At 69.7% G+C, this 26,213-nt stretch carries 30 protein-coding genes and 2 pseudogenes; 14 read left to right on the top strand and 18 right to left on the bottom strand.

From position 1 onward, the window contains the following. The first annotated feature begins 393 nt into the window (after positions 1–393). Positions 394–1,290 (top strand): hypothetical protein, encoded by an 897-nt coding sequence (locus tag BFF78_RS41815; protein WP_069783233.1) that lies wholly within the window; start codon positions 394–396, stop codon positions 1,288–1,290. 307 nt (positions 1,291–1,597) lie between these two features. Next, positions 1,598–1,801: pseudogene (locus tag BFF78_RS41810) on the top strand (DUF2267 domain-containing protein); the annotation flags it as partial. Positions 1,802–1,913: 112 nt separating this feature from the next. Here the strand turns inward: BFF78_RS41810 and BFF78_RS50375 are convergent. Both BFF78_RS50375 and BFF78_RS41805 read right to left on the bottom strand, forming a co-directional pair. Further along, positions 1,914–2,129 (bottom strand): DUF5335 family protein, encoded by a 216-nt coding sequence (locus tag BFF78_RS50375; RefSeq protein WP_159033164.1) that lies wholly within the window; start codon positions 2,127–2,129, stop codon positions 1,914–1,916. Between the two features lie 265 nt (positions 2,130–2,394). Beyond that, positions 2,395–3,198, bottom strand: a complete 804-nt coding sequence (locus BFF78_RS41805; protein WP_069784154.1) for a VOC family protein — start codon at positions 3,196–3,198, stop codon at positions 2,395–2,397. A 500-nt stretch (positions 3,199–3,698) separates the two neighbouring features. Between BFF78_RS41805 and BFF78_RS49490 the strand changes: the two genes are divergently transcribed. Beyond that, entirely contained in the window at positions 3,699–3,833 is a 135-nt protein-coding gene (locus BFF78_RS49490) for a hypothetical protein (RefSeq protein WP_257786895.1), read from the top strand. Between the two features lie 401 nt (positions 3,834–4,234). Here BFF78_RS49490 and BFF78_RS41800 read toward each other — a convergent pair whose 3' ends face one another. After that, positions 4,235–4,657 carry an Hsp20/alpha crystallin family protein gene (locus BFF78_RS41800; protein WP_069784153.1) on the bottom strand — a complete coding sequence of 141 codons (423 nt, stop codon included), beginning with the start codon at positions 4,655–4,657 and terminating at the stop codon, positions 4,235–4,237. Positions 4,658–4,906: 249 nt separating this feature from the next. Continuing rightward, the gene (locus tag BFF78_RS41795) at positions 4,907–5,494 is read right to left on the bottom strand and encodes an HdeD family acid-resistance protein (RefSeq protein WP_069783232.1); all 588 of its coding nucleotides are present in this window, start codon (positions 5,492–5,494) and stop codon (positions 4,907–4,909) included. 224 nt (positions 5,495–5,718) lie between these two features. Here BFF78_RS41795 and BFF78_RS41790 point away from each other — a divergent pair, with 224 nt between their 5' ends. The 4 genes from BFF78_RS41790 to BFF78_RS46620 all read left to right on the top strand — a co-directional run bounded on the left by BFF78_RS41790 (position 5,719) and on the right by BFF78_RS46620 (position 7,537). Then, a complete protein-coding gene (locus BFF78_RS41790; RefSeq protein WP_069783231.1) occupies positions 5,719–6,141 on the top strand; it encodes an Hsp20/alpha crystallin family protein in 423 nt (140 codons plus the stop codon). Positions 6,142–6,181: 40 nt separating this feature from the next. Beyond that, positions 6,182–6,394 (top strand): hypothetical protein, encoded by a 213-nt coding sequence (locus tag BFF78_RS41785; protein ID WP_069783230.1) that lies wholly within the window; start codon positions 6,182–6,184, stop codon positions 6,392–6,394. Between the two features lie 288 nt (positions 6,395–6,682). Then, positions 6,683–6,886 (top strand): hypothetical protein, encoded by a 204-nt coding sequence (locus tag BFF78_RS50370; protein WP_079161922.1) that lies wholly within the window; start codon positions 6,683–6,685, stop codon positions 6,884–6,886. A 477-nt stretch (positions 6,887–7,363) separates the two neighbouring features. Beyond that, positions 7,364–7,537: a hypothetical protein gene (locus tag BFF78_RS46620; protein WP_159033163.1), complete on the top strand. Its 174-nt coding sequence runs from the start codon at positions 7,364–7,366 to the stop codon at positions 7,535–7,537. A 1,089-nt stretch (positions 7,538–8,626) separates the two neighbouring features. Here BFF78_RS46620 and BFF78_RS48890 read toward each other — a convergent pair. From BFF78_RS48890 to BFF78_RS41765, 5 genes and pseudogenes are all read right to left on the bottom strand, one after another. Then, positions 8,627–8,830, bottom strand: a pseudogene (locus BFF78_RS48890) (IS5/IS1182 family transposase); the annotation flags it as partial. 109 nt (positions 8,831–8,939) lie between these two features. Further along, positions 8,940–10,493 carry a serine/threonine-protein kinase gene (locus BFF78_RS41780; RefSeq protein ID WP_069783229.1) on the bottom strand — a complete coding sequence of 518 codons (1,554 nt, stop codon included), beginning with the start codon at positions 10,491–10,493 and terminating at the stop codon, positions 8,940–8,942. A 201-nt stretch (positions 10,494–10,694) separates the two neighbouring features. Next, positions 10,695–12,242, bottom strand: a complete 1,548-nt coding sequence (locus tag BFF78_RS44340) for a BTAD domain-containing putative transcriptional regulator (RefSeq protein WP_079161712.1) — start codon at positions 12,240–12,242, stop codon at positions 10,695–10,697. A gap of 55 nt (positions 12,243–12,297) precedes the next feature. Next, a complete protein-coding gene (locus BFF78_RS41770; RefSeq protein WP_069783227.1) occupies positions 12,298–12,522 on the bottom strand; it encodes an AfsR/SARP family transcriptional regulator in 225 nt (74 codons plus the stop codon). 70 nt (positions 12,523–12,592) lie between these two features. Beyond that, complete coding sequence (locus BFF78_RS41765) at positions 12,593–13,204, bottom strand: TetR/AcrR family transcriptional regulator (RefSeq protein WP_069783226.1); 612 nt, start codon at positions 13,202–13,204, stop codon at positions 12,593–12,595. A 137-nt stretch (positions 13,205–13,341) separates the two neighbouring features. Between BFF78_RS41765 and BFF78_RS41760 the strand changes: the two genes are divergently transcribed. Genes BFF78_RS41760 through BFF78_RS41750 form a run of 3 tightly spaced genes read left to right on the top strand, consistent with a single transcriptional unit; the run spans position 13,342 to position 16,172 of the window. After that, on the top strand, positions 13,342–13,800 hold the full coding sequence (locus BFF78_RS41760; RefSeq protein ID WP_069783225.1) for a cupin domain-containing protein: 459 nt from the start codon (positions 13,342–13,344) through the stop codon (positions 13,798–13,800). 49 nt (positions 13,801–13,849) lie between these two features. After that, positions 13,850–14,668: an alpha/beta fold hydrolase gene (locus BFF78_RS41755; protein ID WP_069783224.1), complete on the top strand. Its 819-nt coding sequence runs from the start codon at positions 13,850–13,852 to the stop codon at positions 14,666–14,668. Positions 14,669–14,681: 13 nt separating this feature from the next. Next, entirely contained in the window at positions 14,682–16,172 is a 1,491-nt protein-coding gene (locus tag BFF78_RS41750; RefSeq protein ID WP_079161711.1) for a DHA2 family efflux MFS transporter permease subunit, read from the top strand. Between the two features lie 373 nt (positions 16,173–16,545). Here BFF78_RS41750 and BFF78_RS41745 read toward each other — a convergent pair whose 3' ends face one another. The 4 genes from BFF78_RS41745 to BFF78_RS41730 all read right to left on the bottom strand — a co-directional run bounded on the left by BFF78_RS41745 (position 16,546) and on the right by BFF78_RS41730 (position 18,779). Then, positions 16,546–16,890, bottom strand: coding sequence for a protein kinase domain-containing protein (locus BFF78_RS41745; protein WP_069783222.1), 345 nt, complete (start codon positions 16,888–16,890; stop codon positions 16,546–16,548). Between the two features lie 196 nt (positions 16,891–17,086). Then, on the bottom strand, positions 17,087–17,824 hold the full coding sequence (locus tag BFF78_RS41740) for an MBL fold metallo-hydrolase (RefSeq protein WP_069783221.1): 738 nt from the start codon (positions 17,822–17,824) through the stop codon (positions 17,087–17,089). Positions 17,825–17,829: 5 nt separating this feature from the next. Then, positions 17,830–18,219: a hypothetical protein gene (locus tag BFF78_RS41735; RefSeq protein WP_069783220.1), complete on the bottom strand. Its 390-nt coding sequence runs from the start codon at positions 18,217–18,219 to the stop codon at positions 17,830–17,832. After that, the gene (locus BFF78_RS41730; protein ID WP_069783219.1) at positions 18,216–18,779 is read right to left on the bottom strand and encodes a saccharopine dehydrogenase NADP-binding domain-containing protein; all 564 of its coding nucleotides are present in this window, start codon (positions 18,777–18,779) and stop codon (positions 18,216–18,218) included. Before BFF78_RS41730 ends, BFF78_RS41735 begins: the two co-directional genes overlap by 4 nt. 159 nt (positions 18,780–18,938) lie before the next feature. On the opposite strand from BFF78_RS41730, the gene BFF78_RS41725 reads away from it, so the two are divergent. Further along, positions 18,939–19,418, top strand: coding sequence for a MarR family winged helix-turn-helix transcriptional regulator (locus BFF78_RS41725; RefSeq protein ID WP_069783218.1), 480 nt, complete (start codon positions 18,939–18,941; stop codon positions 19,416–19,418). A 441-nt stretch (positions 19,419–19,859) separates the two neighbouring features. On the opposite strand, the gene BFF78_RS41715 is transcribed toward BFF78_RS41725, so the two are convergent. The 4 genes from BFF78_RS41715 to BFF78_RS50555 all read right to left on the bottom strand — a co-directional run bounded on the left by BFF78_RS41715 (position 19,860) and on the right by BFF78_RS50555 (position 22,571). Then, entirely contained in the window at positions 19,860–20,267 is a 408-nt protein-coding gene (locus BFF78_RS41715) for a GNAT family N-acetyltransferase (RefSeq protein WP_069783216.1), read from the bottom strand. Between the two features lie 246 nt (positions 20,268–20,513). After that, a complete protein-coding gene (locus BFF78_RS48885) occupies positions 20,514–20,885 on the bottom strand; it encodes a multicopper oxidase domain-containing protein (RefSeq protein ID WP_069783215.1) in 372 nt (123 codons plus the stop codon). Positions 20,886–21,088: 203 nt separating this feature from the next. Further along, entirely contained in the window at positions 21,089–21,943 is an 855-nt protein-coding gene (locus tag BFF78_RS48880; protein ID WP_069783214.1) for a multicopper oxidase family protein, read from the bottom strand. Positions 21,944–22,343: 400 nt separating this feature from the next. Next, the gene (locus BFF78_RS50555) at positions 22,344–22,571 is read right to left on the bottom strand and encodes a hypothetical protein (RefSeq protein WP_159033162.1); all 228 of its coding nucleotides are present in this window, start codon (positions 22,569–22,571) and stop codon (positions 22,344–22,346) included. On the opposite strand from BFF78_RS50555, the gene BFF78_RS46615 reads away from it, so the two are divergent. Continuing rightward, positions 22,464–23,006: a hypothetical protein gene (locus BFF78_RS46615; RefSeq protein ID WP_165289347.1), complete on the top strand. Its 543-nt coding sequence runs from the start codon at positions 22,464–22,466 to the stop codon at positions 23,004–23,006. The two genes, BFF78_RS50555 and BFF78_RS46615, sit on opposite strands and share 108 nt — an antisense overlap. A 529-nt stretch (positions 23,007–23,535) precedes the next feature. Here the strand turns inward: BFF78_RS46615 and BFF78_RS41695 are convergent. After that, positions 23,536–24,435, bottom strand: a complete 900-nt coding sequence (locus BFF78_RS41695) for a YwqG family protein (RefSeq protein ID WP_159033160.1) — start codon at positions 24,433–24,435, stop codon at positions 23,536–23,538. A gap of 356 nt (positions 24,436–24,791) precedes the next feature. On the opposite strand from BFF78_RS41695, the gene BFF78_RS41690 reads away from it, so the two are divergent. Both BFF78_RS41690 and BFF78_RS41685 read left to right on the top strand, forming a co-directional pair. Then, a complete protein-coding gene (locus BFF78_RS41690) occupies positions 24,792–25,625 on the top strand; it encodes a PIG-L family deacetylase (protein WP_069783211.1) in 834 nt (277 codons plus the stop codon). Between the two features lie 271 nt (positions 25,626–25,896). Beyond that, positions 25,897–26,139 (top strand): DUF3761 domain-containing protein, encoded by a 243-nt coding sequence (locus tag BFF78_RS41685; RefSeq protein WP_107440902.1) that lies wholly within the window; start codon positions 25,897–25,899, stop codon positions 26,137–26,139. The last annotated feature ends 74 nt before the right edge of the window (positions 26,140–26,213 follow it).

Genomic DNA, 26,213 nt, shown 5'->3' with positions numbered 1-26,213 from the left:
CCCGAGGTACTGGAGCCGCGACTGTGCTCACCCTCGGGGCTGGTGCGCGTTCGCGCTCTCCGAAGCCTGTGACCGTCCAGGACATTCGAGTGGGGCTTTCAGCGGCGTGCCGATGACGGCTCTACGTAACTGGCCGCGCGGTGCCCAAGACGACTCGGCCGTCACACGCGCCCTCACCCGGACGGTGGAACCGCCGGCAGACTGTCTCCGCACCTGCGGCAGCGGGTAAAGCCGGCCTCCTGTGCCGTGGGGCCCGCGGGGCGAGCGCGCTCCCAGGCGGGTGATCTTCGCGCGGTCCGCGCAGGATGATCCCGACTGCTCAACCGCAGGAGGACGGCCGGCTGGGCAGCCGCTCAACACCCGCCCGACACCGCATGCAGGGAGCAGCCTCCCATGGCGATGACGCAGACCTTGATACCGGTACTGGAGGATGCCCGCCACGCTCATGCCGCAGCGCGTGACCGACTGCGGGCGGATGCGGCGCTCGCGTCGCCCGGCGCCCACCGGCAGATGCTTGAGCGCGAGGCCGATGAGATGCAGGGCCGGGTGCACCGCATCGAAGGCCATGTCCGCGGACTGCGGCCCCGCGGCCTGCTCGGCGGCGCGGCCGACATGGCGCGGTTCGCCGCCCGCACCACCCTCAGAACAGCCATGCTGCCGCTGGCCATCGGGCAGAAGACGGTGACAGGGGTGATGCACGGCCGAGGGCCGGCCGACGACCAGCAGCTGCTGAGGAACACCGAGGACGAGTACGCCGCTGCTGCCCGGGCCCTGGCCAGCGCTCTGGCCGGCGAGGTCCTCGCCGACCAGGCCCAGGACGACACCACCCTCCACCTGCTGCAGGAACTTCGCAGCCAGGACCAGGAGCTGCTGGCACTGCTCGAGGACAGCCTCGCCCGGCAGGCCCGAACCGTGGCCGCCGCAGGCGACGGCTTCCGCGTGGAACAGACGACGAACGGCGGCCTCACCCATGCGGCCACCCGCCCGCTGCGGGCTGTCGCCGACCGGCTGCGCCAGGCGGCACGCCCCGGGCAGTGGCCCGAAGACGAAAGGCCGCTGGCGGAGGAGCCGGAAGTGACCGCCGCGGCCGAGCAGATCCAAGGCGCGGTCAGCAGCGAGGAAAGCCTGCCCATCGTCGGCTTCAGCCAGCTCAGCGTTGAGGAGATCGAGCGGCGCCTGCCCTCTTTGTCCGAGTCCGACCTGCGCGTTCTCGAGGGATACGAGCTCACGCACGCGCGCCGCAAACATGTCCTGGAAGCCATCGAGCAGCTGAGCTCCAGCCGACCCTGACCGCACAGCCGCGCCCCGCCGAGCCCCACCCGCTGCCAAACCCACACCGTCGCGAGCGGCGCGGCTCCTTCGTTCTTGATCCGCGCTCCCGGCGTGCAACGCGATCGCGCGGAAATACACCGGTGTCATTCATGGTTGACACTACTGCGGCACTGCGTGGGCGGTGTCGCCTTTGTGACGGCAGTCAATGTCACGTGGTGTGCGAGGCGCACGACGATGGCCTGGGTATCTGCTCTCCTGTCGGCTGCCGGCCACGGCGGTGACCGGGCAGCACAGGTCGCGGCGCGCCTGCGCCGTCTGAAGACCCGTCGAGGAGTTCTGCCAGCGCGTCGCCGAGCGCACCGGCGCTCGTCCCCATACGGCCGACTGGGACGCCAGCGCGGTGCTGTTCGCCCTGGCCGACGCGGTCTCCGGCGGCGAGCTGAACCAGATCATCAGCCAGCTGCCATCTGAGCCATCTGAGCCATCTGGCTACGCCACCCTCTTCGGCAGGGCTGACCTCGCCGGCTGATCCGGCCAGAGAGTGGGCGCCCGCGGCTCCGCTCAGGGCAGCCCCCGGCCCCGGACCGTTCGGTCAGGGCTGGTTCATGAGGCAGTCCTGGACTCCGCAGGGAAGAAAGTGATCAAGGTTGCGGTGCCCTCCGGGTCCACCACTCGGACCGCTGCCTCAGTGACGTCTGGCGTAGAGACGTCGACCTCCTTGGGGTGCGGGACTTCGGATCATAGGTGAGGTAGGAGAACGGCAGCCGCTCCGCTTCGTGCTGGCTTCCGATCGAGGGATCCACCACTTCAATGGTGACCAGTTCACCGCTGTGTGCATCGCTGACCTCGTCGACCATGGACCGCCACCCGCGCGCGGCCGGACATCGAGGTGTCGGCCATTGCGTGTTCCTCGCTCCGTGCACCTTGGGATGGCTTCTGCCGTCAATCGTCCCCGATGCTGTCCACGCGGCCATCATCCGTTCCGAGTGCTCTGCCGGTGCGGCGGCGTCTGCTTCCCTCAAGGCAAAGAGCCCGTTCGACGGACAAAGTCCGTCCCGTGTTCCGATCCTTGGTTCGAGGGGACACCGGCACAACTCGCCTCCGGGCCGACCAGCCAGAGCGTCAGTGGTCCCGGCTGGAGCTCACCACGAAGAGTGCTCCGTCAGGATCGCGCAGCACCGCCTCGTGTTCGCACTCCGCAAGGACGTCGCCGCCGTGCTCTCGTGCGGCTCGGGCACACCCCGACACGTCTGCCACCACGAAGTGGACCTGCCAGTGAGGCCGGACCGAGCGATCAGGCGCTGTGTCCACGGCGCCAGACTCGATGCGCGCCACGACGGAACCCTGGCTGCGCAGCAGCACCTCTTCCCCTTCGTACTCCACCTCGCAGCAGCCAGAGCGACCCGAGGCCCAGCCGAGGATCTCGCCGTAGAAGATCGCCGCATCGAAAGCGTCGCGAGTGTGGAGGGTGACGAACACCGGGGCAGCCTGCCGCCACGCCTTCCACTCGGTGACGAGCCTGCCCTGCCATATCCCGAAGATGGCCCCGTCGCGGTCGGCGAGCAGCGCCGCCCTGCCGGGCGCAAAGGAGATCGGCCCCACGGCCACGGTCGCGCCACGCTCCCGCACGCGGGCGACCGTCTCGTCTGCGTCTGCGACGGCGAAGTAGGGCGTCCACGTCACCGGCATATGCCAGACGGTGGCCATCGCCGCGACCCCCGCGACGGGTATCCCGTCCGCCAGCGCGGTCAGGAAGCGGTCACCCAGTCTGGCAGTGCGCCACTGCCAGCCCAGTACGGCACTGTAGAAACGCTGCGTTGTGTCGAGATCGCGGCTGGTCAGGCTCACCCAGCACGGTACGCCGAACACGGAATCCGTGTACACGACGTCCGTTCCGGTGGAAGAACGTGACGTGCCATGTTCCATGGCCATCGCACCCCGGTTTCCATGCAGACAGCGAGCGATCTCACTCAAGTGTCCAGCCGGAGTTCTGACCCCGCACATCGCCTGCATTCAGCCTCGTCCGTCCCAGTGGGCCATGCCCCCTCGGCAGCGGCTTCCCAACCCCCCATCCGGCGGACATCGCCCGCCTGGCGCCTCTCGTTGTTCTCCCGTGGCAGCACAGCGACCTGGCACAGGAGTGCCGTACACGGAACTGCGGGAGCGGCTGCAGAGTGTCCTGGCACTCAGCGAGCCCGCGTTCATGGGACGGCTGGGTGTTGCCGGGGATGACAGCCCTACGGAGGATGATTCTCCGCGCTTGGAAGGGCGCGCGACGATCGCGACGCCGTCGGACGCTGACCTCTCCGCGTGAGGCCGCCGTTATGGCGGGTCTGAGGAGCCTTGTCCGGTCACCGGTATGGGCCGATGCGCTCGATTCGCAGGCTGCTTCCTGCCGTCTGGTAGCCAGAATGCGGGTGGAACTGATGCATCGGGCCGTCAAGGTGCTCTTCGCTGTGCCGGACGAAGCGCAGGCGGAGATCATCGCGCTCATCGACGCGGTCACCGCCCAGACTCCGGCGATCGAGGCCCCGGACCCGGCCGCAGCGTTCGGCGAGTGATGCCGGCTCGTCTACACCGTTCCACGGCGACGTGATCGAAGTGCTGGACGTCGGCTACGCAAGGTAAGCCCGTACGCGGCTCAGCCGTGGTCCACCTCAGAGGACCGCACTGCCGCAGCAAACCGCCAGCTACCCACAGCTGCGCAGCCGCGAGGTTCCGTGCGGTGCCTTTACCCACAGCTGCGCAGCCGCGAGGTTCCGTGCGGTGCCTTCCAGGACGGAGGCGTGCGACTCGCGACGGCAGGAGCTCACAAGGCGTGGGATCGCGTAGTAGCGCTTGGCGGACGGCTCGGGGGTCGACTTGACGTCGGGCCGCTCCCGTTCGCAGGCATCGCGTCAGGGCCTGCGATGCAGCGAGGCCCCGGGCTTGTGCCCCGGGGCCTGGAGCGGTTGGTCGCTGCTCAGCTGCGGAGTTCCCTGCGGTCGCTGCCGCCGCTGATCGCGATCTTGCGGGGCTTGGCCTGCTCGGCGACCGGGATCTGCAGCCTGAGAACGCCTGCCTCGTAGGAGGCTTCGATGCGCTCGGTGTCGAGGGTGTCGCCGAGGAACAGCTGGCGACTGAACGTCCCCGCAGGCCGCTCGGTGATCACCGTGTCGGTGCCCTCGCCGTACGTCGGCTTGCGTTCGGCCTTGACGGTCAGGACGTTGCGCTCGACATCGAGATCGATGGACTCCGGGTTCACGCCCGGCAGGTCCAGCTCCACAAAGAACGTGTCGCCCTCGCGCCAGGCGTCCATCGGCATGCCGGCCGGGTGCGCGGCCGTGCCCCAGGCGCGTTCGACGAGCCGGTCAAGCTCGCGGAAGGGATCCGTACGCATCAGCATGTTCATCCCTCCTTGTCCTCGTTCCATACGGCTTCGCTCTACTTCTACTATACCACACTATCGGAAAGTTGATACCCATAGACTCAACTTTTTGCGGCGGTCTCGGCGGATCCGGTGGAGTGAACCTCGGTCACCGGCTGACAGGCAAGCGGTTGTGCCAGACCGTCGCGGCCGAGGTCGGCACCGCCCGCGCCTGAACGCCCCGTCGGCCCGTCGACCGCTGGGCGTTCGGGCGCATCGGGAACGCGGTCAGTGGGCCACGCGGGCGCCGGGCGCCGATCGCGGCCACGACCGGCTGCCCTGCTCGCTGCATGCGCGGTACTCCCGCCAGGCCGCAGCCAACCAGAGACCGCCCGCGATCAGTGCGTACACGCCCAGAACGAAGGCGATGGCCACCGCACCGGCATCCGGGCGCAGCCACAGCAGCACGCCCGCCCCCACGGACACGACGGCGGAGGCGCGCCAGAACCACGCGCGTGGCAGCTCATGCCGCATGCGCGTGGCGACCCACAGTTCCAAGCAGCCCGTGACAATGGCCCACACGCCGGCCATGACCACCAGGGTCAGCGCCGTAAGGCCCGGCCACAGAGCCGTCGCCACACCGGCCACGATGCCCAGCACACCTGCACCCGCACAGGCCAGCGCGGGCCGACGCTCGTGCCGGTGCCGCCATGCCGAACCCATGAGCACCACACCGTCCACCAGGGCGTAGGCGCCGAACGCCCAGGCCAGAGCCAGCACCGTCAGCTGCGGCCAGATCAGCGTCAGTGCGCCGAAGACAACTGCTGCGGCACCGCGTACGGCCAGCAGCCAGACACTCTTCAAGTTTTCCGTCACCAGCAGCCCTCCTTTCCGGCCTTCCCTGCGTCGACCCCTCAGGCGAGACCGTCGACGCGATCGAACGCTCACTGAACGTAGAAGATTGAGTCGTAAGGTGTCAACTTCGTCCAGTCGCCACTTGTCAACTATCCGGCGGTGGGTTATACGGATAAGCGGTCTTCGTTCGTCGGACCGCTCCTCAAGGGCGGCCCGACATGCAGGAGTGAAGGGAGAAGTGGGAAATGCTCGCGCGCACCGGCGCCCTGGGCGATCTCGACCGGCTCACGCATCAGCTCGCGCATGCCGCCAGCACGGGAACCGCCATCCCGGCGGATGCCTGGCGTGACGACGACGCGCTCTACCTGCAGTTCGACCTGCCCGGGATGGACCGCTCCAGCATCAGCCTGACCGTGGAGCGGGACACGCTGGTCCTCACTGCCGAGCGCCGCTCCCCGATCCCAGACGGCGCTCGCCCGGTCCTCACCGAGCGGCCCACAGGACGGTTCATCCGGCGCCTGACCTTGTCCGATGCGCTGGACACCGAAGCCGCCGAGGCGGCTTACGACAACGGCGTCCTTACCCTGCGCGTTCCGGTGGCCCCACACGCCAAGCCCCGCAAGATCGCCATATCCGGCGGTGGCGCACCCAAGCAGCTCACGCCCTGACGACCGCCCTTCAAGCACAGCCAGGAAAGGAGGTCGACTCGTGGGCGCCCTGCTGTGGCTGCTCTTCCCGCTCTTCGCCGGCGTCACCGCCAGTGCCTGGGCCCGGTACACCGGACGCCGCCGTCCCAGCCCGCCCGACCGCAACACCTGGGAGGACCTCGACCGCTATCAGCAACTGCGGACCGTGCTGAGCGCCAGCGAGCACTGCGGGGCGACCGTCGCCCCAGGGGCCATAGGCCGCTACTTGCCGTAAGCATGGGTAGCCGTGGCTCGGATGACCGGCGACGTGCCTGGCCGCGGTCATGCCCCGGCGGCACCGCAGAAGGAGGGGATCGCATGACCGGCATCGAGGCGGAGCGCACAAGCGCCACGTCCGCTGATCCGCGAGCATCCGCAACTGTGGCGCCACGGTGGCGTACCTGGCTCCTGGAGGGGCTGAGCGAGCAGACGGCCCGGCATCCCGGCCCGCACCGCACGCCGCACCCCGAGCAGGAAGGCCACCGGTGGTGGCGGGTGATGTGCCGAACCGGCCCGCCGGCACATCGCCGCAGAGGGCTTCGACCCCGTCTACGGCGCCCGCCCGCTGCGCCGCTTCATCCAACGCGAACTCGAAACCCGCATCGGCCGGGCCCTGCTCACCGGCGACATCCCCGACGGCGCCACCATCACCGTCGACCTCGCCGACGACCGCCTCACCGTCACCTGGGCCGCCGATACGCCAGGCGCCGCAGCGAAAGCAGCCTGAACGGCCAAACCGGAACAAAAACCTAAAAAATCTTGACCGGGGACGCATAGGTATCCCGATGCCCGGAAACAACCATGATGCCGGAACAGTCGGAAACCGTGCAGGAGAGGGAGGTGGTTGGACTCTGATCAGCATAGATCCATGTCAGGAACGCGAACGCTGGACGAAGCAGCGGCTCGGTATGTCCGGTCGCCTCGCCAGCGCCCACGAACACCCGGCGTAGCGGCGGCGACCTCCGTCTCGCCCCGGCCTCGCCCGCCGCGGCACACACCGCGGACCTCAGAACTGACGCGATCCGCCAACGCCAAGGCGCTCACCGGCGGAGCACACCAGGGCCTGGGGAAACCAGGCAGAGGCCCCCGGCGCACGCGGCGGGCGTGACCGGCACGCCGGCAGTTCGCGACCAGACAGATCCCCAGGGTGGCGCCCTGAGGATCGCCCATGCCGTAGACATGCCGTAGAAGGGAGGGCAGACCCATGACGCTACCGAGGTGGCTTCTCGCGCCCCTGACGGTCGGCATCGGCGGCAGCGGCCGGTACTCACCCGGCAGGCACCCGCAGCCGAGCGAGATCTGGACGGACGTCGACTGGTACGACCGCCTCCACGCTCGCTGGCTGCCCCTCCCGCTCCCAGTGGGCCGCGGCGGCTGACACGCGCTGACCGTCCCGCACGGACTGCACTGGTCGGCGAGCATCCCCACAGCGCCGCAGGCTGAGCCATCGGCGCCAGGGCGCGTGCCTTCCCTTCCGCCTATGCCGGTGGGCGCACACGAACGGGCCTTCACCTTCGCGCCGATGGCCCCTGCGCGCGCGGCGCACGGGCACGGCATGGCTGCTGCACCGCTGGAAGTACGGATCAGTCGGCCGGGCGGCCCCGCAGGCTGTGCAGCAGCCGCGGGATGCGCGGGCACCGTCGGGGAGCCGGGCCCACCGGCCCGCCCGTCCGCGGGATCATCCTGCAGCCCACCCGGTGGCTGGCCAGCCGCGGCACGCCAGCACCGCACCACCGGTTCCCCGAACAGCTCGTAGACGCTCACCGGGGAAAATCACACACCACGGACACCACCGCGAGCATCCATGCACGGCCCAACGAACGATCAAGGCCCTTCATAGGCGTGATGTCACCCGAGCGGCCTACTGCCTTCGCTCCGAGCGTGCGAAGTTCCCCCGATCGGCCCAGCCTTGGACCAGGAGTCTCTGTCCGCCGCGTTCCCGTGATCACTGTTCACCGGGAGGCGTCATGGTCGCGATAGCGCTGGTCCTTCCGGTGATGCTCCTGCTCATGCTCTTCGGGCTGGACGCCTTCGAGAACTACCTGTTCCCCCACCGTCGGCGTCCCCTCCAGAGAACACCGCTGCCTGCTCCAGCAGCTCCCCGAACATCGGCTGGACAGCGGGCCCGTCCATCGTCGACGCCGACATCGGCGCTCGCCTCGCACCGGCACCATGGATGAACAGCGAGTCCCCCATCCCAGCCGCCGAGCGATGCCAACCCTAGGCATGCCCGCACACGCACAGAACGATCCGGATCCTCGGGTTGCGCCCGCACGCCCGGTGCCACGAGGGGCCGTCGCGCCAGGCACCCAGGGGCACCGCGGCCGGGCGGGTGGCCGGGCTCCCGAACGCTCAGCGAGCCGGGTCGAGGCCCTGGAGCGGGTCAGTTCGCATCAGCACCGCGTCCTCCACCAGGCGGTGACTCCCCGCACCGCCTGTCCGCGTCGTGGCACTCTCTCAGAACGCGGCGAGAGCGTCCGAGCGCGTCATCGGCCGGCTCGTCACACCCGACAGTCCCCTTTTTGAGTGCTCCGGCGGCGTGCTGGTGAACCCGGACGATCGAGGACTCCACCGAGCCGGTCCAGCGGATGCCGTCATCGGCGTCCACCTCAGCCAGGCCCGCGGCGAAGACCCGTCTCCAGGTGCCGTCGACGGCCCACATTCGCAGCCGTCCTAACCAGCCCGGCTGAGCCACGCGCCGTAAGCATGGCAAGACCGACGCCGTCGATGCGAATGCCGCTGCCCGAGCGGTACTGTGCCGACTGGTCGGCAGCTGTCCGTCAGGGGTGGCGTGTGACCCTCACCTGTACGGTCAACGCGCCCCTGTTGTCCTGGGAGCAGACCCCGGTGGCGTCGTTCATGCCCAGCTTCAGAGTGCCGTCCTGGGCGGCTCGGAAGGTCAGTTTCCGTCCCACGACGTGGACAGGGGAGTTCTTGTCGCCGTCAAGAACCGCCAGTAGCGTCCCGAACGGCGCCTCGGGCTTGATCTTGCAGTCCTTCGCGCCGTCCAGCCGCTTGTCGGTGTCCGCGTCGTAGCCAGCCGACCCTGTCATAGGCATATTCCGATAGTCGGCCGTCCACTCTCCTGAGACGAACCGCACGGTGACCAGGTCTCCGCGCCGGACGGACGCTCCGGTCACCGGCTGCCAGCCGGTCGCCGACTGGACGACCTGGCTGGTGGCCTTCGTCTTCGGGTTCTCCTTGATCGGCAGTGCCCCGGTGAGGAACAGACCGCCTCCGACACCCGCCACCAGCACCGCCGCACCGGCCAGTGCCCACCACAGCCGCTTCGGACCCGGCGGCCGGTGCGACTGATCCTTTGAGGGCTGGAGCGCGGTGGTGTGCTGGGCCGTGGGTACGGTCTCCCTGGAGGGGACGAGCCGCGCCTGGCCCCTGGTCACGGTGTCGGCGTCGGTCAGCTGGTGCGAAGGCCGCAGCGTGCGCACGGTCGCTGAGGGCAGCGGCCCGGCGTCCGGCTCCTCCGCCGCGACGCGCCGCAGCGCGGAACGCACACGCTCCGTCGAAGGGCGCTCGCTCGGAGACTTACGCAGCAGTGCCTCGACGATCGGGCGCAACGGGCCGAGCCGCTCTGCCAGGGCGGGCTCCTCATACGCCACCGCGTGCAGCGTCGCGGGTGCTGCTGGTCTGCGAAACGGGGATTGACCGGCACAGGCCGTGGCGAGGGTCGCGCCCAATGACCAAAGGTCGGAGGCCGGTCCGGCCTGCGATCCCGTCACCCGCTCCGGCGCCATGAACTCCAGGGAGCCGACCAGTTCGCCGGTGACGGTGAGGCCGTCGCCGTCATCCAGGGCAGCGATGCCGAAGTCGGTGAGGACGGCGTCGTCGTCGCGGCGCAGCAGGACGTTGGCGGGCTTGACGTCACGATGCAGGGCGCCGGCCGCGTGCACGGCTTCCAACGCGTCGAGCAGCTGCAGGCCCAGCGCGGCGGTGTGCTGCGGTGTGAGCGGCCCGGTCTCGGCGATCCGATGCGCCAGTGAAGGCCCCTCGACGAGTTCCATGATGATCCACAGTCGGTCCTCGGACTCGACCAGGTCGTGGACGCCCACCACGTGCGGGTGCGGCACCCGGGCGACCGCGCGCGCCTCTCGGGTCGCCCGGCGCAGCCGTGTGCGGTGCTCCTCGTCGCCATGGGTGAGGATGTGCAGTTCCTTGGCGGCCACCGGTCGGTCCAGCAGCCGGTCGTGGGCACGCCAGACCGTGCCCATGCCGCCTCGGCCGAGGACGTCATGGAGCAGATACCGATCGGCGATCAGCCGTCCTGGGCCGTGTTCCGAACGCGTCGCCGCCTGGTGATCGCCATCTCCGGATATCACGCGGTCTCTCACTCTTCCTTCCCGGCGTGCCGGGGCGCCCGCCGGTCTCGTGCATCGCTCGCACCGAGCTGAGCATAACGGAGCGCATCACAGAGGCATGCCGTCAACTACCCTGCAGCAGTCGGGCTTTGACGTGATGGGCCGTCTCCGGCGGTGCGATGTGTAACGAAGTCTTGGTGCCGTACCAGGAGGGCTTCAGGGTCACTCGAACGCTGAGCACGATGTACACCCCCGTTGGCGTCGAGCCCGATGTCGTGCTGGGTCGCCTCCAGCGCGGCCAGAAACCTTGACCACTGTTGGGGATCGCGGTGGGGTGGTTCTGCGCGCCTCACTCGTAGATCTCGGCCTTGCTGCCGTCAGCCGAAGTCTGGGTACGGGCACGTTGGCCGGCGCCTTGGCTGCACTGGCCCTCTGGTGAGCCGCTCGGGAAGCCCCAGCATGCTCGCCGCCGCGGCGACGCTCACGTCCGGGGCGGGGTGCGCACCAAGGACGCGCAGCGCGGCAGCAGGCTCCGGTTAGAGCGCGCGGTACGACCAGGAGGACCGTGCGCACATCGTCGGCGCCGCCGAAGGCGTCCAGCGTGCCGTGCGCCTCGCGCAGTTCGGCGGCGATCGCGGACAATGGCAGGTGCTCCTGCGCCACGGCCCGCGCCGCGACCACGGCCAGCGCCAGCGGTAAGCCGCCCGTAAAGGCGACGATCTCGCGGGCGGCGACCGGGCTCGGCGCGTGTCCGGTCCGTACCGACCCGTGTCGCGAGCAGCGCCAGCGCCTCCTCGTCCTCCGGCGGTTGCAGCACCAGCAGCCGGGCGCCGACGCGCGTGAGCAGCGCCGGGAGCGTCCCTCGGCTGGTGATGACGACCAGACTCGGGCCCGCACCGGAAGCAGGTCGCGCACCTGACGGCCCCGGCGGCGTTGTCCAGCAGGCTCAGCAGCCTCCGCCCGGTGGTCAGCCTGCGGAACAGCCCGCCGCGCACCGCGAGATCGTCGGGCACGTCGGCGTACCCCGAGCGCCTGAAGGAACCGGTCGAGGATCTCCCCCGGCGGCGTCGGATCCCGTCCTGGGGCGAATCCGTTCATGTCCGCGTAGAGGTGGCCGTCGCCGAACCGCTCCGCGATCCGGTGCGCCCCGTACAGCGCGAGCGTGGTCTTGCCGACCCCCGCCATCCCTGAGATGACCACGACGCCGCCGTCCGACAGAGCGGCCATCCGGTCCGGTTCCTTCGCCCGGCCGACGAACGCCGCGCTCGGGGCGGGCAGCTGCGCGGGAACGGAGGGAACGACCGAGGCGGACAGCAGCGTCTCGTCGGCGCGCAGGATTCGGCCGTACAGCTGTTGCAACCGGGGATCCGGATCCACTCCCAGTTCGTCGCGGAGCAGTCTCAAGCACTCCTGGTTCGAGGCGATCGCGTCTGCCTGGCGGCCACATCGGTACAGCGCCCTCATCAGCAGCAGCCGCAGGTGCTCGTCCAGCGGATGGGCGTCCGCCAGGGACCGCAGTTCCGGCAGTATCCGCTGCTCGTGGCCCAGTGCGAGGTCGATCTCCAGCCGGGCGCGCAGTGCCGCCAGGTGCCGCCCGTCGAGCTCCGGCCGGTGCCGGTCCACGCCGGGGCCGGTCACACCGGTCAGCGCGGGCCCGCACCACAGCGCCAGCGCCTCGCGCAGTCGGCGCACGGCGGTGTCCAAGTCACCACCGGCGCGGGCCTGGTCTGCCGCGCGGAGGGCGCGGGAGAAGTCGTCCGCGTCGAGCATTCCGGGGGCGAGCGTGATCGCGTACCCCGCCGGGACGACTCTATGGTCAGTTCGCCTACCGGCAACCGGCGTAACTGGTGCACGTACTTGCGGATGACCGCGACGGCGCTGGCCGGTGCCTCGCGTCCCAGATCTCGGCGGTCAGCGTTGCCACCGACAGGGGTACGCCGCGGGCCAACACCAGCGCGGCGAACAGGGCACGGTGCTGCGGCGGCCCGAGCGGCACCTCGACCCCGTCGCGCCGTACGACGACCGGCCCGAGCACCTCGAACCGGATCATCCCACACCTCACTCGGCCCGCAGCACGTGCACATACCGCTTCGCCGGACGACTTGGGCGGATGCCCCGCCTCACCCCTGTGCGACCGCGCGCACCGCGGCTTCGGTCAGCGTGGTCGCTGTCCGTACCGCGCTCGCGATGGCGACGTCGGGAGCGAGGCCGCACAGGTCGGTGAGAGTGAAGAGGGCTTCGGCGCTGACGACCACGGCGAGGTCGCGCTTCAGTTGGGCGAAGGCTTCGGGGTCCGTCGTCGCCAGCGTTTCCTCGAGGGGGGCGAGCGCGTGGTCGATCAGCCCGAAGCGGATCCCGGGCCTCTCGGCCGCAGCCGCGGGGCGCGTGATGGTGGCCGCGATCATGGCGCGCACCGCCCCCTGGCGCCGAAGTATGCCGCGCAGCAGGAACTCGCAGGCGAAAGCGACTCGTTCAGCGGGGTCGGTGGAGTCCGCGACCGGGGCGAGAGCCTCGGCGGGGGGCGGCCAGGCGCCGGCCAGGGCCTCGCTGATCAGCGAGGGGAGGTCGGGGAAGTAGCGGTAGGCGGTGGCCTCGGAGACCAGGGCGGCGCGTGCGATCGCGGGCATGGTCACCTCGCCGCCCGAGGCGATGAGTTCGCGAGCGGCGTCGACGAGGGCCGTACGCGTGCGCCTCTTCTGGTTGCTGCGGCCGGTGTCGATCGGCGTCGCCATGGGTGCGTCCCCTTCTTGCTCGTCCCGTTCACAGCCACTTTAGCACTGCGAACCCTCATCATGAGAGCCCACTTGCACGAAGAGGGTCGACCGCCTACTCTCCTTCCTGAGAGTTGGCTCTCACGAAGGAGACTGTGATGACACGAACTTCCGTGGTCGGCCCGGACGATGGCGAGACGATCTGGCTGGGACCGGCGCAGATCCGCATCCTTGAGGACGGCAGCACCACCGGTCACCGGATCGGGATCGGCGAGATCACCCTCGCCCCGCACACCGAAGGGCCGCCGCAGCACCGCCACGCCCAGCACGACGAGGGCTTCTACGTCGTGTCCGGCACCGTGCACTTCACCATCGGCGAGACGACCCACGTGGCGCCCGCCGGCACGCTGGCGATGGTCCCGCCCGGTGCGCCGCACACCTTCGCCAACCACGGCGACGAGCCCGCGGTGATGCTCAACACCTTCACGCCCGACCTGTACGTGCAGTACTTCCGCGACCTGCGCGACATGATCGCCGGCGGCCAGGAGCTCACCCCGCAGGCCACGGTCGAGGTGATGAGCCGGTACGCCACCGTTCCGGCCACCGACTACGCGTAACGGCAGGCGTCAGTAACCCCCCGACAGCAAAACCGACTTGGAGACTCCCATGACCAGCACCTCCCGCACGATCACCCTCACCCTCGGCTCCGGCGACGTCGACCTGAACTTCACCGTCGACGAGCGGGGCGAGGGCCACCCCTTCCTCCTCCTGCACGGCGGCGGCGGCCCGCAGACCGTCGCCGGGTTCGCCGGCGTCCTCGCCGACCAGCGGCCGGCGCGGGTCATCGCCCCGGTCCACCCCGGCTTCGGCGGCACCGTCAGGCCCGAGTGGCTGACCGACGTGCCCACCCTCGCCCAGATCTACGTACGACTGCTGGACGAACTCGCACTGAGCGACGTCACCGTCGTCGGCAACTCCATAGGCGGCTGGATCGCCGCCGAAATCGCCCTGCTCGGCAGTGACCGGATCAGCAGCGTCGTCCTCGTCAACGCCGCCGGCATCCAGGTCCCCGGCCACCCGGTCGCCGACCCCTTCACCCTGACACCCGCCGAGTTGTCCGCTCTCTCCTTCCACGACGTCGAGAGGTTCCGCATCGACCCCAGCACGTTCTCCGACGAGCAGCGCGCGGCAGCCATCGCCAACCGGGCCGCGCTGCAGGTCTATTCGGGCCCGCACGCCATGGCCGACCCCACCCTGCGCGAGCGCCTGACCAAGGTCACGCACCCGGTCCTCGTCGCGTGGGGCGAGAGCGACCAGGTGGTCGACACCGACTACGGGCTGGCGTACGCCGACGCCATCCCCGGCGCCCGGTTCGAACTGCTCCTTCGCACCGGCCACATGCCCCAGATCGAGACGCCCGAGCAACTCCTGACGGCGGTATGGGACTTCGCCGACGCCCACGCCGCCAACCGACCCAACGACTGAGCAGGGGAACCACATGCCCACTCCCCGACGCGGGCGGCGCGGGCCCGTCCTGGCCGTCTGCTGCCTGAGCGTGCTGCTGGTCAGTCTCGACGTCACGATCCTCAACGTCGCACTCCCCTCGATGCAGCGGGACCTCGACTCGTCGGTCTCCGGCCTGCAATGGACCCTCGACGCCTACACCCTCGTACTGGCCTCGCTGCTGACCCTGGCCGGTGCCACCGCCGACCGCGTAGGACGCCGACGGATCTTCCAGCTCGGTCTCGTGCTGTTCACCACTGGGTCGGCCCTGTGCAGCCTGGCACCCGCGACCGACTCGCTGGTGGCCTTCCGCATGGTGCAGGCGGCGGGCGGCAGCATGCTCACCCCCGTCGCCATGGCCATCCTCACCAACACGTTCACCGAGCCGCGCGAGCGCGCACGGGCCATCGGCGTCTGGGGCGGGATCGTCGGCCTCAGCATGGCGGCCGGACCGGTCCTCGGCGGCGTACTGGTGGAATCGGTCGGATGGCGATCAGTGTTCTGGCTGAACGTGCCGATCGGGCTGGCCACGCTCGCACTCGCGGCGCTGTTCGTGCCGGAGTCCCGCGCACCGCGGGCCCGACGGGCCGACCCGGTTGGGCAACTCCTGCTGATCGTCCTGCTCGGCGCACTGACGTACGCCATCATCGAGGCACCCGGCGAGGGCTGGACCGCGGCGCCGATCGTGGCCTGCCTGATCGTCGCGGCGTGCGCGCTCGCCTCCTTCGTGCCGTACGAGAACCGGCGCGCCGAACCATTGATCGATCCGCGGCTCTTCCGCAGCGCATCCTTCAGCGGGGCCACCGCGACAGCGGTCCTCGCCTTCGCCGCGCTCGGCGGCTTCTTGTTCACCAACACCCTCTATCTGCAACGGGTGTTGGGGCTGAGCGCCCTGGGCGCCGGGCTGCACCTGCTGCCGATGGCCGTGCTGGCGCTGATGTGCCCGCCGCTGTCCGGGCGGATCGTGGGCAGCCGTGGCTCACGGACTCCCTTGTTCGTCGCGGGGGCCGGCATCACGGCGAGCGCTGTGCTGGGCGTCGCCGCCACCCGCTCCGCCCACCCGTCCGACAGCCTGCTGTGCGTCACGTACGCACTGTTCGGTCTCGGATTCGGATTCGTCAACGCACCGATCACCTACACGGCGGTGTCCGGCATGCCGCGCGCCCAGGCCGGGGTGGCCGCCGCCATCGCCGCGACCAGCCGTCAGGTCGGATCCTCCCTCGGCATCGCGGTGATCGGTGCCGCGGTCGCCTCCGGGGCGCGCCCGGCGGCCTGGTGGATCATCGCCGGCTGCGGAGCGGCCATCCTCGTCCTCGGCACCGTCACATCCGGGCGGCTGGCTGCCGCCACCGCGGATCACGTCGCAGCCGTCCCCGCGGCCGACCTGGCATACCCCCTGACGGAGACCGCCACGCTTCCGGTACCGATTTCCCTGCCGGAACCCCGCAACGGCGGGTGCACGCTCCGACAGCGAGAGCAACTGTGACCACCGCAGAGCGTTCGCAGACGCACTGACCGCAGGGACCACGACGGTCGGCCCCCCATTCCCGGGCCCGTGGCGGTGACGCTCCACGGGCGCCCGCGCGAAGCGCGCCTCGTCGCGGGGACATTGAACCGTTTGGCGACCGGGCGGTCGGCGGGCCGGGGCGCCAACAGGTCGCGCAGCAGCTGCTCGAACCCCGGCGGCACGTCGGGCCGGAGCTCTCGCACCGCGGGCCGCTGCCCGCGCAGGACCGCCCGGGGGCCGGTCAGTAGGGCGTACAGCGTCGTGCCGAGCGCATACAGGTCGGCCCGTGCGTCCACCCGCGAACCGTTGAACTGCTCCGGCGCGGAGAAGCCCGGCGTGCCCAGCGCGCCGGTCAGCTCGGCCGACCGGCCGGCTCCGGGGTGGCCGCGGGTGGGCGGCCCACCAGGCCGAAGTCGAGGATTTTCACGGTGCCGTCGTCGGTGAGGAACAGGTTCGCGGGCTTGATGTCCCGGGGCACCAGGCCGGCCCGGTGCGCGACCGCCAGCGCCTCGGTCACCTGCACGCCGGCCTCGATCACCCAGGACACCGGATAAGGCCCGTCCAGCAGTCCGTCCTGGAGCGAGTGGCCGGCCGGCAGTTCCATGACCAGGTAGGGCTGCCCGTCGTGCTCGCCGAAATCGTGCACCACGACGATGCCCGGGTGCTGGATCCCGGCCGCGGCCTGCGCCTCGCGCACCCATTGCTTTCCTCCAGCCTCCAGTTCGTCAGGGAGGCAGCAGCTCAGGCACCGCCCACAGCACGGGGGTAGGGGCAATTCCCGTCGGCCGTCGCTCGGTTGCGGTTGGGATGACATGACTTCTTCTGCGTCCAGGGACGGGCTTGGCGGCGTGCTCCCCCTCGCAGTGGCGCCCCGAAGCCGCGCAACCGGCTTCCTATCGGATCCCGCTCGCCACCGCCTGCCGCGCAGCCCGTGCCAAGCCGTCCGTCCACGGTTCGCCGTGGCCCGGCAGCACGGTGGCGAGCTCGTGTTCGGCGATCTTCTCCAGCGAGGCCAGCGCGGCCCGGCTGTCCTGAGTGAAGGCCTGGCAGATGACGCACGGTCCGACCCGGCCGGTCACCGAGTCGTGGGTGACCAGGGCGTCGCCGGTGAAGGCGATCGAGGCGTCCGGGAAAAGGTAGCTGGTGCTGCCGTGCGTGTGGCCAGGTGTGTGGATGGCCAACGGCGCGCCGGGCAGGTCGAGTTGCTGGTCCTCTGTGAAGGTGCGGACGGTTCGGACGGCCGGGATGCGCAGGGCGCCGCCGCGGGCCAGGTGCAGCGGCGCGCGCAGGCCGCTCGGGCGGCGGACCGCGTAGCCGAGCAGCGAACGCTCCGGGGTCCAGACCTTGTTCAGTCGCCGGGGCTCGGTCAGGATCGGCGCGTCGGATTCGTGCACCCAGACCTCGGCGCCGGAGGCCGCGCGGACCCGCTCGGCGACGCCGACGTGGTCGGGGTGGCCGTGGGTGACCAGCACTGCCGCGACGTCGGTGACCGGGCGGCCGAGGTCGCGCAGCGCGGTCTGCAGGACGTCCCAGTGCGCGGGCAGTCCGGCGTCGACCAGCAGCAGGGCCGACCCGGTGTCGACCAGGTAGAAGTTGACCAGGTGGTCGCCCAGACGGTGCACGGTGGTCATCGCGCTCACCGGCCCAGCTGGATCTTGGTGTCGGGCAGGGACGCGACCAGTTCGGCGCCGAGCAGCCGTGGTGCCGTCCAGGCGCCGGGCGGGGGGCTCTCGAGCAGCCGGGCAGCGGTCGCGGCTGCCACCGCCGCGGTGAACGCGAACCCCTCGCCGGTGCTCAGCTCCGCGGTGTGCACCCGCCCGTCCGCGTCGGTGAGCTCCGCGTAGGCGTGGGAACGGCCGTCGCTCGCCCCACTGCCGCGCGGCACCGCGTAGGCGGTGACCTCCGGTGCACCGCCCGCCTCCCGCGCCGCCTCCAGGTCGCCGGTCGGCACCGGGATCACGGTGCGGGTCGCGCCGCCGAAGGTGAGGGTGGTGGCGCCCTCGCCGAGCGGCGCGCACCAGCTCACCGGCCCGGTAGCTGGTGCCCCCCTCGGCCATGGCCTCGGTGACGGTGCCGCGCACGCCGTCGGTGTCGTAGGCGCTGTGGGGGGGCAGCGGCGACCTTCACCGCGGCCGCGCGGGCACCGGTCTTGAGCAGGGTCAGCACCAGTGCCTCGGTGGCGGCCGGGCCGAACCCGGCTCCGGTCACCAGGCCGGCGCCGCGTTCGCGTGCCTCGGCGTCCCGGTCGAGCAGGGCGCGTACGGCGGCCCGCTCGTTGGCGAGGTCCAGGTAGGCGGTGCCGGCATCCAGGCAGGCCGCCACCACCGGCGGGGAGAGGCGGGCGAACGGACCGACCGTGTTGACCAGCACCTTGCCCGCACCGGCCGCCGCGGCCAGCGAAGCGGGGTCCGCGAGGTCCACCGCCAGGACCGACACCGTCCCGCCTTCGAACCGGGCCGCGGTCCGCGCCAGCCGCCCGGCGTCCCGGCCGGCCAGCACGACCCGCCCGCCCTGCCGGACGAGTTCCTCGGCGATCAGGCCGCCGGTGGTGCCCGACGCACCGAGGACTACGAAGTCACTGCGCATGACCATGCTCCTTCCCCCCTGGCGGGGCGCTCCCGCCAGGGGGGGACATCATGACACGACATCGATGATACGTCATCAATGTCGTGTCATTGATATGCTGGTTCCCCCACTCGGGGCGGACAGGCCGAACCCCGGGTCCATCGAAGCGAAGGAGCGCACGTGACCGCCGACCGCAGCCACTTCCCCCGGGCCGCCCACGACGAACTGCGCTACCTGCTGCTGGCCGCCCAGCGCGAGGGCAGCCGCCGGCTCGGCGAAGCCCTGCGCCCCCTGGGCCTGACGCCCGCCCAGGCCGAGGTGCTCGACGTGCTGGCGGACCATCAGCCGGTCACCCTGGCCGCCCTGGGGCGCCTGCTGGTCTGCGAGCAGGGCAGCCCGAGTCGGCTGGTCGACTCCCTGGTCCAGCGGGACTTGGTCAGCCGCGTCCCGCACGAGCAGGACAAACGTGCCGTCCTCGTCGAACTCACCCCCGCCGGCCAAGCCCTGGCCGCCCAGCTCGGCGAGGCAACCGGCCGACTCACCGCCGCGATGGCCGAACCGCTCTCGGCAGCGGACATCGCGACCCTCACCGGCCTGCTGCACACCCTGCTCGAAGGCACCGACGTCGCACAGACCGTCCGCAACCGCTTCCCCCGGTAACTGCTCGCACGGCCAGCGCCGTTACCGCGATCAGCCGACGCCGTGGAAGCCCGGGAAGGCGTCCTCGTCGAGCAAGCGAACGAGCCTGCCTTCGATCAGGCGCAGCGCAGCCACGTCCTTGCCCTCACTGCGGACGCGCTGCTCGCCTGTGCCTGCGCTCGGCGGCTGCAGTCGAGGACACCTACCACCGGACACCCCTGACCACCCGCCCGACAGCCAACCCAGCGGGGCACGAGCGATGTCCACTGGATCAGTCGGACAGCGTTCAAGCCGGCCGGACCAGTCGGACACCGACGTCCTGGACGAAGGGTGCCTGGCATGGCGCGAGGTCGTGGGCCGGCTCGGTGGTCAGCACATCGAGTCCGAGGGGAGACCCTTCGAGGATTGGCCCGGAGCCCTTGTCCTCAGGCAGGTGGTAGCGCAGCAGCAGGGATGGCTTACTCAGCGCGTCCAGGCGGAGCACTCGGGTGCCTGGTCAGGGTCGTCCATCGTCCCGAAGAACCGTGCCGGTATGGGTGTGAAGCGCAGGGCCGTTTTGAAGCTGAACAGGCCCGGCTTGGCAATGTGGCCGTACAGCGCCGGGTCGGTGCCCAGTGAGATGGCTCGGCAGCCCAGTTCGCGGGCAACCTGGAAGGCCTGCATGTACACGGCTCGTACAACGCGGTGCTGCCGGCTGTCAGGACTGGTGGCGACGAATCGGATCACCGCTGTGGACACGTCTTCGCGAACGCGGCATACACAGCCGCCAATGAGCGTGTCGTTCGCGAGGGCCTGTACGCCGAAATACTCGTCGGTGTGCGCAAGGACGTCATCGCGGTCGTAGCGTGCGAAGGGCACACCGTGGCCCATGGTGCTGAGGCTTCTTCGGAAGGGCCGGCCGAAGCGATCCAGGTGACCCAGGCCGGATGGATGGCGAACCCGGCGCGTCTGAGTTGTGGTCGGCTTTCCGGCTCGGGGTCGACGACGCGCCCTGACCGGACCAGCGTCCCCCGCCTGGGAAAGTGGAGAGAGAAGAGGCGGTGTGGTCGCCGCCTCTTCTCCTTTCCGTCGGTTGATCAACCTGGCGGTGTTGCGATGCAGGTCAGCCGCGGCGGGCTAGTCGACGACGTTGATGTAGCTCATCATGCCGTTGTCTTCGTGGGCCGCGATGTGGCAGTGGAACATGACCTTGCCGGTGAAGTCGGAGAACGGGATCCGGATGACCACCTTGCCGGGCACGCCGTTGACCGCGTGGGGCACCGGGATGGTGTCCTGGCGGCCGACGAATGGCTGGGGTACTCCGTTGATCGACATGACCTGGAAGGAGTTGGTGTGGATGTGGAAGGGGTGGTCCTCACCGGCCTCGTTGGTGATGGTCCACTCCTCGATGGTGTTCACCTTCGCGGGGGTGCTGAACACCGAGGAGTCCATACGGAACTGCCGGCCGTTGATGAAGAAGCCTTCCGAGTCGTCCCCGCTGAGTGTCACGTTGCGGCTCTGCGCGACGGTGGCGTCGGACAGGTCGGGAAGCGAGGAGGGCAGCGCCCCGGAGACGGTGGGCAGCTGAGTCTGTGTGGGGCCGGCGACGTTGACCTTGAACAGCGGGGTGTCAGGGTAGTTGTCACCGTCCGGGCCGTTGCCGAATGCGAGCGCGCGCAGGGTGGTCGTGCCAGGCCGGCTGCCGGCGGTGATCAGTACGTCGTAGCGTTTGCCGGGGGCAGCAGCAGGGTGTCGGTCGTGGTCACCTTGGAGACCGGAACGCCGTCCTGGCCGATCACGGTGAACCGGTAGCCGTCGAGCTGGAGGTGGTACCAGATGTCGGCGCCGACGTTGGCCAGGCGCCACAGCTGGGTCTCACCGGGCTTGATGGTGAGGGCTGGGAGGAGTTGCCCGTTGACAAGTCGTACCGTCGAGGCGTTGGAGTCGATCGACGTGGTGTCGGAGTTCTGGACGATGTGCCCCGTCTTGTCGAGCTGAACGTCCTTCAGGTTCACGGCGTGGGTGGTGATGTCGTGCAGGGCGGACGGCAGCAGGGCTCGATCGTCCCCCACGACCAGGGCACCAGAGAGGCCGGCGAAGATTTGGTTCTCCACGTCGCCGGGAGAGAAGCTGGCGCTGGGCGATGGCGGCATGTCCATGCCCGCCATGCTGGAGTCGTTCGAAGGGCAGGTCGTGCCCATGGCGTGGCTGTGGTACCAATACGTGCCGACCGGGTGGTCGGCGGGTAGGTTCAGGTGGTACTGGAACGTGCTGCCCGGGGCGATGCACAGGAACGAGTCGTCCGAGTCGTTCGACGGCGAGACGTGCAGGCCGTGGAAGTGCAGGTCGGTCGCGACCGAGAGGTTGTTGACCAGGGTGATGGTGGCGTGTTCACCCGGCACGAGGTGCAGGGTGGGGGCGATGAACGAGCCGTTGTAGGACTGGCCCCACACCTGTTTACCGGCCACCTCGAAGCGCGTGTCGTGCGCGTTCAGGGTGATGGTCATATTGGGGCTGGTGACGGTGTCGAGGACCGGCGGGTCGGCGAAGGGCTGACCAGAGGTCATGCCGGCCTGCTTCTGGGCCGTGGAGAGCGGCTGATCCGTTGTCGACGCCGAGGTCGGCTCGGCCGATGCACCCCGCGAATACACGACCGCGGCAGCGATGACCAGCAGCGCAGCTACCGGCGTCTGGATCGTTATGACGTGCCGTCGCCTTTGATGGCCTCTCGCATCCGGCGCGGCGCCGGTGGTGTTGGACATCGGGTTCCCCTGTTCATGTGGTCCTGCGTAGAGGTTCTCTGAGCGGGTGAGAACGCAGCTCAGAGCATGGGAGTTCGCCGTGCGGGCATAGGACTCGCTGATGAGGTCCCGGCAGAGGTCGTAGCTGACCTGCCATTACTCAGCGTTGCCGTAGAAGAAGTTGGGACGTCATCGGTTGTCCGGTCCACTGTGGCAGCGGCGGGTATCATCGCCGTCTTGCCGGCATCTTGTGCTGCTCCGGCCGCCCGCTCCGCCACGCCACACTCCGGGGAAGCGCTGCCCGTCGTCGCGCCCCGGCGCCGGCCCGCTCGGGCAGCAGGAGGATGTGGCGTCCTCTTCCATCGACATTGCCGGTGCACTTCAGACGGTCGTCGCACTCCCGGCATGCCGTGTGAGGGAAGAGGAGGGACAGCCGGGGATGTCCGTCGCCCAAGGTGTCCCATGGAGGGCTGGTGATGCCGTCCGGGCAGGTGAGGATGCGGTTCTTTCAGTCCCTGCGGAAGTCCTCTGTGGTGAAGCCCGGTCGCTGGGCGGCCTGCGGGTCGTCGCGGGCCGGGCCGAGCAAGGGGATGTCCCACTTTGCGGCCGCTCGGTGGATGCCGTCCGGAGTGACGTAGCCGCTGTCGACGACGTGCCCGAGGGGCTGAAAGCCCTGGCGGGTCAGCCGTTCGTGGATGTCATCGAGGACATCGATGACCTGCTGCGGTGCCGGTCGGGTGACTACCTGGACGACGACGTCGGGGCTGATCTGGTCACAGGTCCCGGTCTGGTGATCGCGATAGCCGATCCAGCCGCGCTACCCGGCCGCGGTGACCTTCTTGCTGTAACGGGCTTCGGGATCGTGCGGGGTGACTGTCTCCATCGTTGACCACTGCACCCGTGCCGAATCAGGATCCGGCCGGCCGTCCGCTGAGGAGGTGCCGGTGTTCCTCTGCCCCGTCGCCCTCCGGCTCGCCCGGTCGCGGGGCGATTTCGCTCGTCGCCACCGCAGTTTGCCCCAGGCGTCGTACGAGTACTGCTGGACCCAGACCTGCCGCAGGACCTGCGCGGACTCCAACTCCCGCAGCACAGGCGGGGCATCGTCGTGATAGCCGGGCGCGCAGGCTGCGGAGCCCGGCTTCACCCACCCGCAGCACCCGGGTGATCAATGCGTCCCCGCCACGGGCCACGGGGAAGCCTGTCATAGCGAACGGGCCTGCGTAACGGCCTGCCCAGTCCTCAGCGACGACAGCTGCCAGCCACCGCTCACTGCGCAGGGCGAGTTCCTCGCACTTCCAGTCCAAACGGCAGCGGCCGTGTCCGCCGTGTGCCGGTCGGTGAGGTTCTCCGAGAATTCTCATCAAGGGCCCTGCGAGCCGTTTCGTGGTCGACCCAGGGTACGAGGAGCACCCTCACCGTCACTGCGTGAAGTACAAGGCCTGGTGCCGCTGGTCGGCGGAGCAGATGTAGATCCCGGCATCCGCCGCGTCGTCCACGAGGAAACCGGTCGCCTCCCGGGTAAGCGTGAACTCCTTCGTCCCTTCTACGAGATGGCGGCCAGTCACGGTGCACAGGTACGTGTGGGGGTTCTCCGATATGAGTGGCAGGCCGTCGTAGGAGTCCACTTGTAGTAGCAGGACGAGGGGTGCCGTGCACTCGGGGCAGTCCAGGCTCTCGGGCATGTCGCTGGAGGCCCAGGACTTGCTGCCGCCAATTTTCCAGCCGTCCGTGAGGCTCTCCTGCCAGTAGAGGTCGAACAGCTCGTCCGAGCTCTTCAGCTGCTTGCGGAGCCCGGCCGGCAGTTCCTGCCACCAGGGGTACTCGACGACCCGTTCGGGGTGCACTGTGCACGGCTGAGGGACTTCGTCCCAGTCGCCATCCCAGTGCTTCCAAGGGTCGGGCTGCACGTCTGGCCCGTACCGGATCTCACCGGCTCGTCGCCAGAACACCCGGCAGTCCTTGCCCTGGAACGACGGCTTCGGCAAGTCGTGCGGCTCGGGGCACCACACGACCTGCACCAGGTCAGTGCCCTCGGGGAAGGCGATCTCCGGCACGTCGGCGGCATACAGCTGTGCCACGGACACCATCGGCACCGGATCGTCCGCGCTCCCGTGATCCGCGTCCGCGCAGTGCGGCCAGGGTTCGTCCGCTGGCCAGAGCATCGGTCCGCCGACATGGCTGTCTCGGACGCCGGGTTCGCCGCGACGCGGGCGGAGCCGGACAACGGTGCGGGCGAACGTGGCCAGCCCTGGCACGGCCGCCAGGAGACGGGCCAGGTCGTCCTCCCCCTCTGCGGGGACCTGTGTGGTGTCGGTCATGCGTGCATTCTTACGGTCACCGCTGAACATCGGCGCATGGGTTCCACGCAGTCGCCGGGTGACGCAGCCGGGCCCTCTGCCCTCTTGGGCACGTGCGCACCGATCTCGTGAAGGCTCACGCGCAAGTCCAAAAGCGAAGTGCGCCGGATCGAGAACCAAGGCCCAGGCGTGTTCCCGTGCACGGCGGGAACAGCCGGTCGGGCTGGCACTGTTGCATTAGCCGAGGGACCGGCGCCTGAGGGGCGGGGAACAGGAGACCAAAAGGTCGTCCGCCCCGACCGGATCCGGGTCCCCCGTCCCGTGGCACGCCCGCCGCGGGCCCGGAGCGAGACCTTTTCACACAGGAGGACTGTTTCATGAATGACTGGCCCTTGACGCTCATGGCGGTGCACGCCCACCCCGACGATGAGGCCACTGGAACGGGAGGTGTCCTCGCACGGTACGCGGCGGAGGGTATCCGCACGGTCCTCGTGACATGCACCGACGGCAGTTGCGGCGACGGACCCGAGGGTGCCAAACCGGGCGACCCCGGGCACGATCCAGCGGCCGTCGCCCTGATGCGGCGTCAAGAACTCGAGGCAAGCTGTGATGTCCTGAAGGTCAGTCACCTGGAGATGCTGGACTACGCCGACTCCGGGATGATGGGCTGGCCGACCAACGACGCCCCCGGATCCTTCTGGCAGACCCCCGTGGAGGAGGGCGCTGCCCGACTCGCGGAACTCTTGCGCCGCTACCAACCCGATGTAGTCGTCACCTACGACGAGAACGGCTTCTACGGCCACCCCGACCACATCCAGGCAAACCGCATCACGATGGCGGCGCTGGCGATGACCGCGCTGACACCGAAGGTGTACTGGACGACGGCGCCCCGCTCGATGATGCAGCGATTCGGGGAGATCATGCGCGAGTTCGGTGGGGACTGGCAGGAGCCGGATCCCGCTGAGGCCGCCGCGATCGCCGAGATCGGACTCCCCGACGAGGAGATCACCACCTGGGTGGACACCACCGCGTTCGGCGGTCAGAAGTTCGATGCGCTGGCCGCGCATGCCAGCCAGGGCGAGAACATCTTCTTCCTCAAAATGGGCCAGAAGAGGTTCACCGAGTTGATGGGCGTGGAGACCTTCGTACGTGTCCAGGACACCACTGGCGCGGCCGTGCCCGAGAACGATCTCTTCGCCGGACTGCGCTGATCGCGCCCGGCTGCCCGGGGCCTGAGAAAGCTCACGATCCGTACGGCGCGATCCGCCCTGCTCTGCACTGCTCTGCTCTGCTCTGCTCTGCTCTGCTCTGCGAGGAGACGATTCGCGACCGCTCCGGTCGGCGCCGCACGGGCTCCGCGGCCGCCGCCGCGTCAGTCAAGCCAAAACGTCACGTAGACGGTTGAAACCCGTATAGAGTCTCCCTGCATTCGCTCGATCTCAAAGGGGGGTTCCTTTGCGCGCTCGTCTTACTGTCTCAGCGGTGGCTGTCGCCGTGGCCGGCGTCTTCTTCAGTGCACCGGCCGCTTCCGCGGCGACACTGCCGTCGACCAACACCGCTCACCACTGCATACAGCACACCACCGGCGTCTGCGGTTGGACGCACCACCAAAAGCCCAGGGACAAGTACGAGACGGCGAAGTGCGTGGACGCCTCCGTGTCGTACTCGCGGCACTCGCAGGGCACCTGTTCTCACCACCACGGCGTCCGCTACTGGTTCAAGTAGCCCGCCACACGCCGCAGGTCGCCTCCTCCGCACCCGGAGAAGGCGACCTGCGCACTATCTATCGCCCTGCTATG

This window comes from Streptomyces fodineus, from assembly GCF_001735805.1.
Lineage (GTDB): Bacteria > Actinomycetota > Actinomycetes > Streptomycetales > Streptomycetaceae > Streptomyces > Streptomyces fodineus.
The sequence above is the reverse complement of the archived record's forward strand: the minus strand, read 5'-3'. Positions and strand labels throughout refer to the sequence as shown.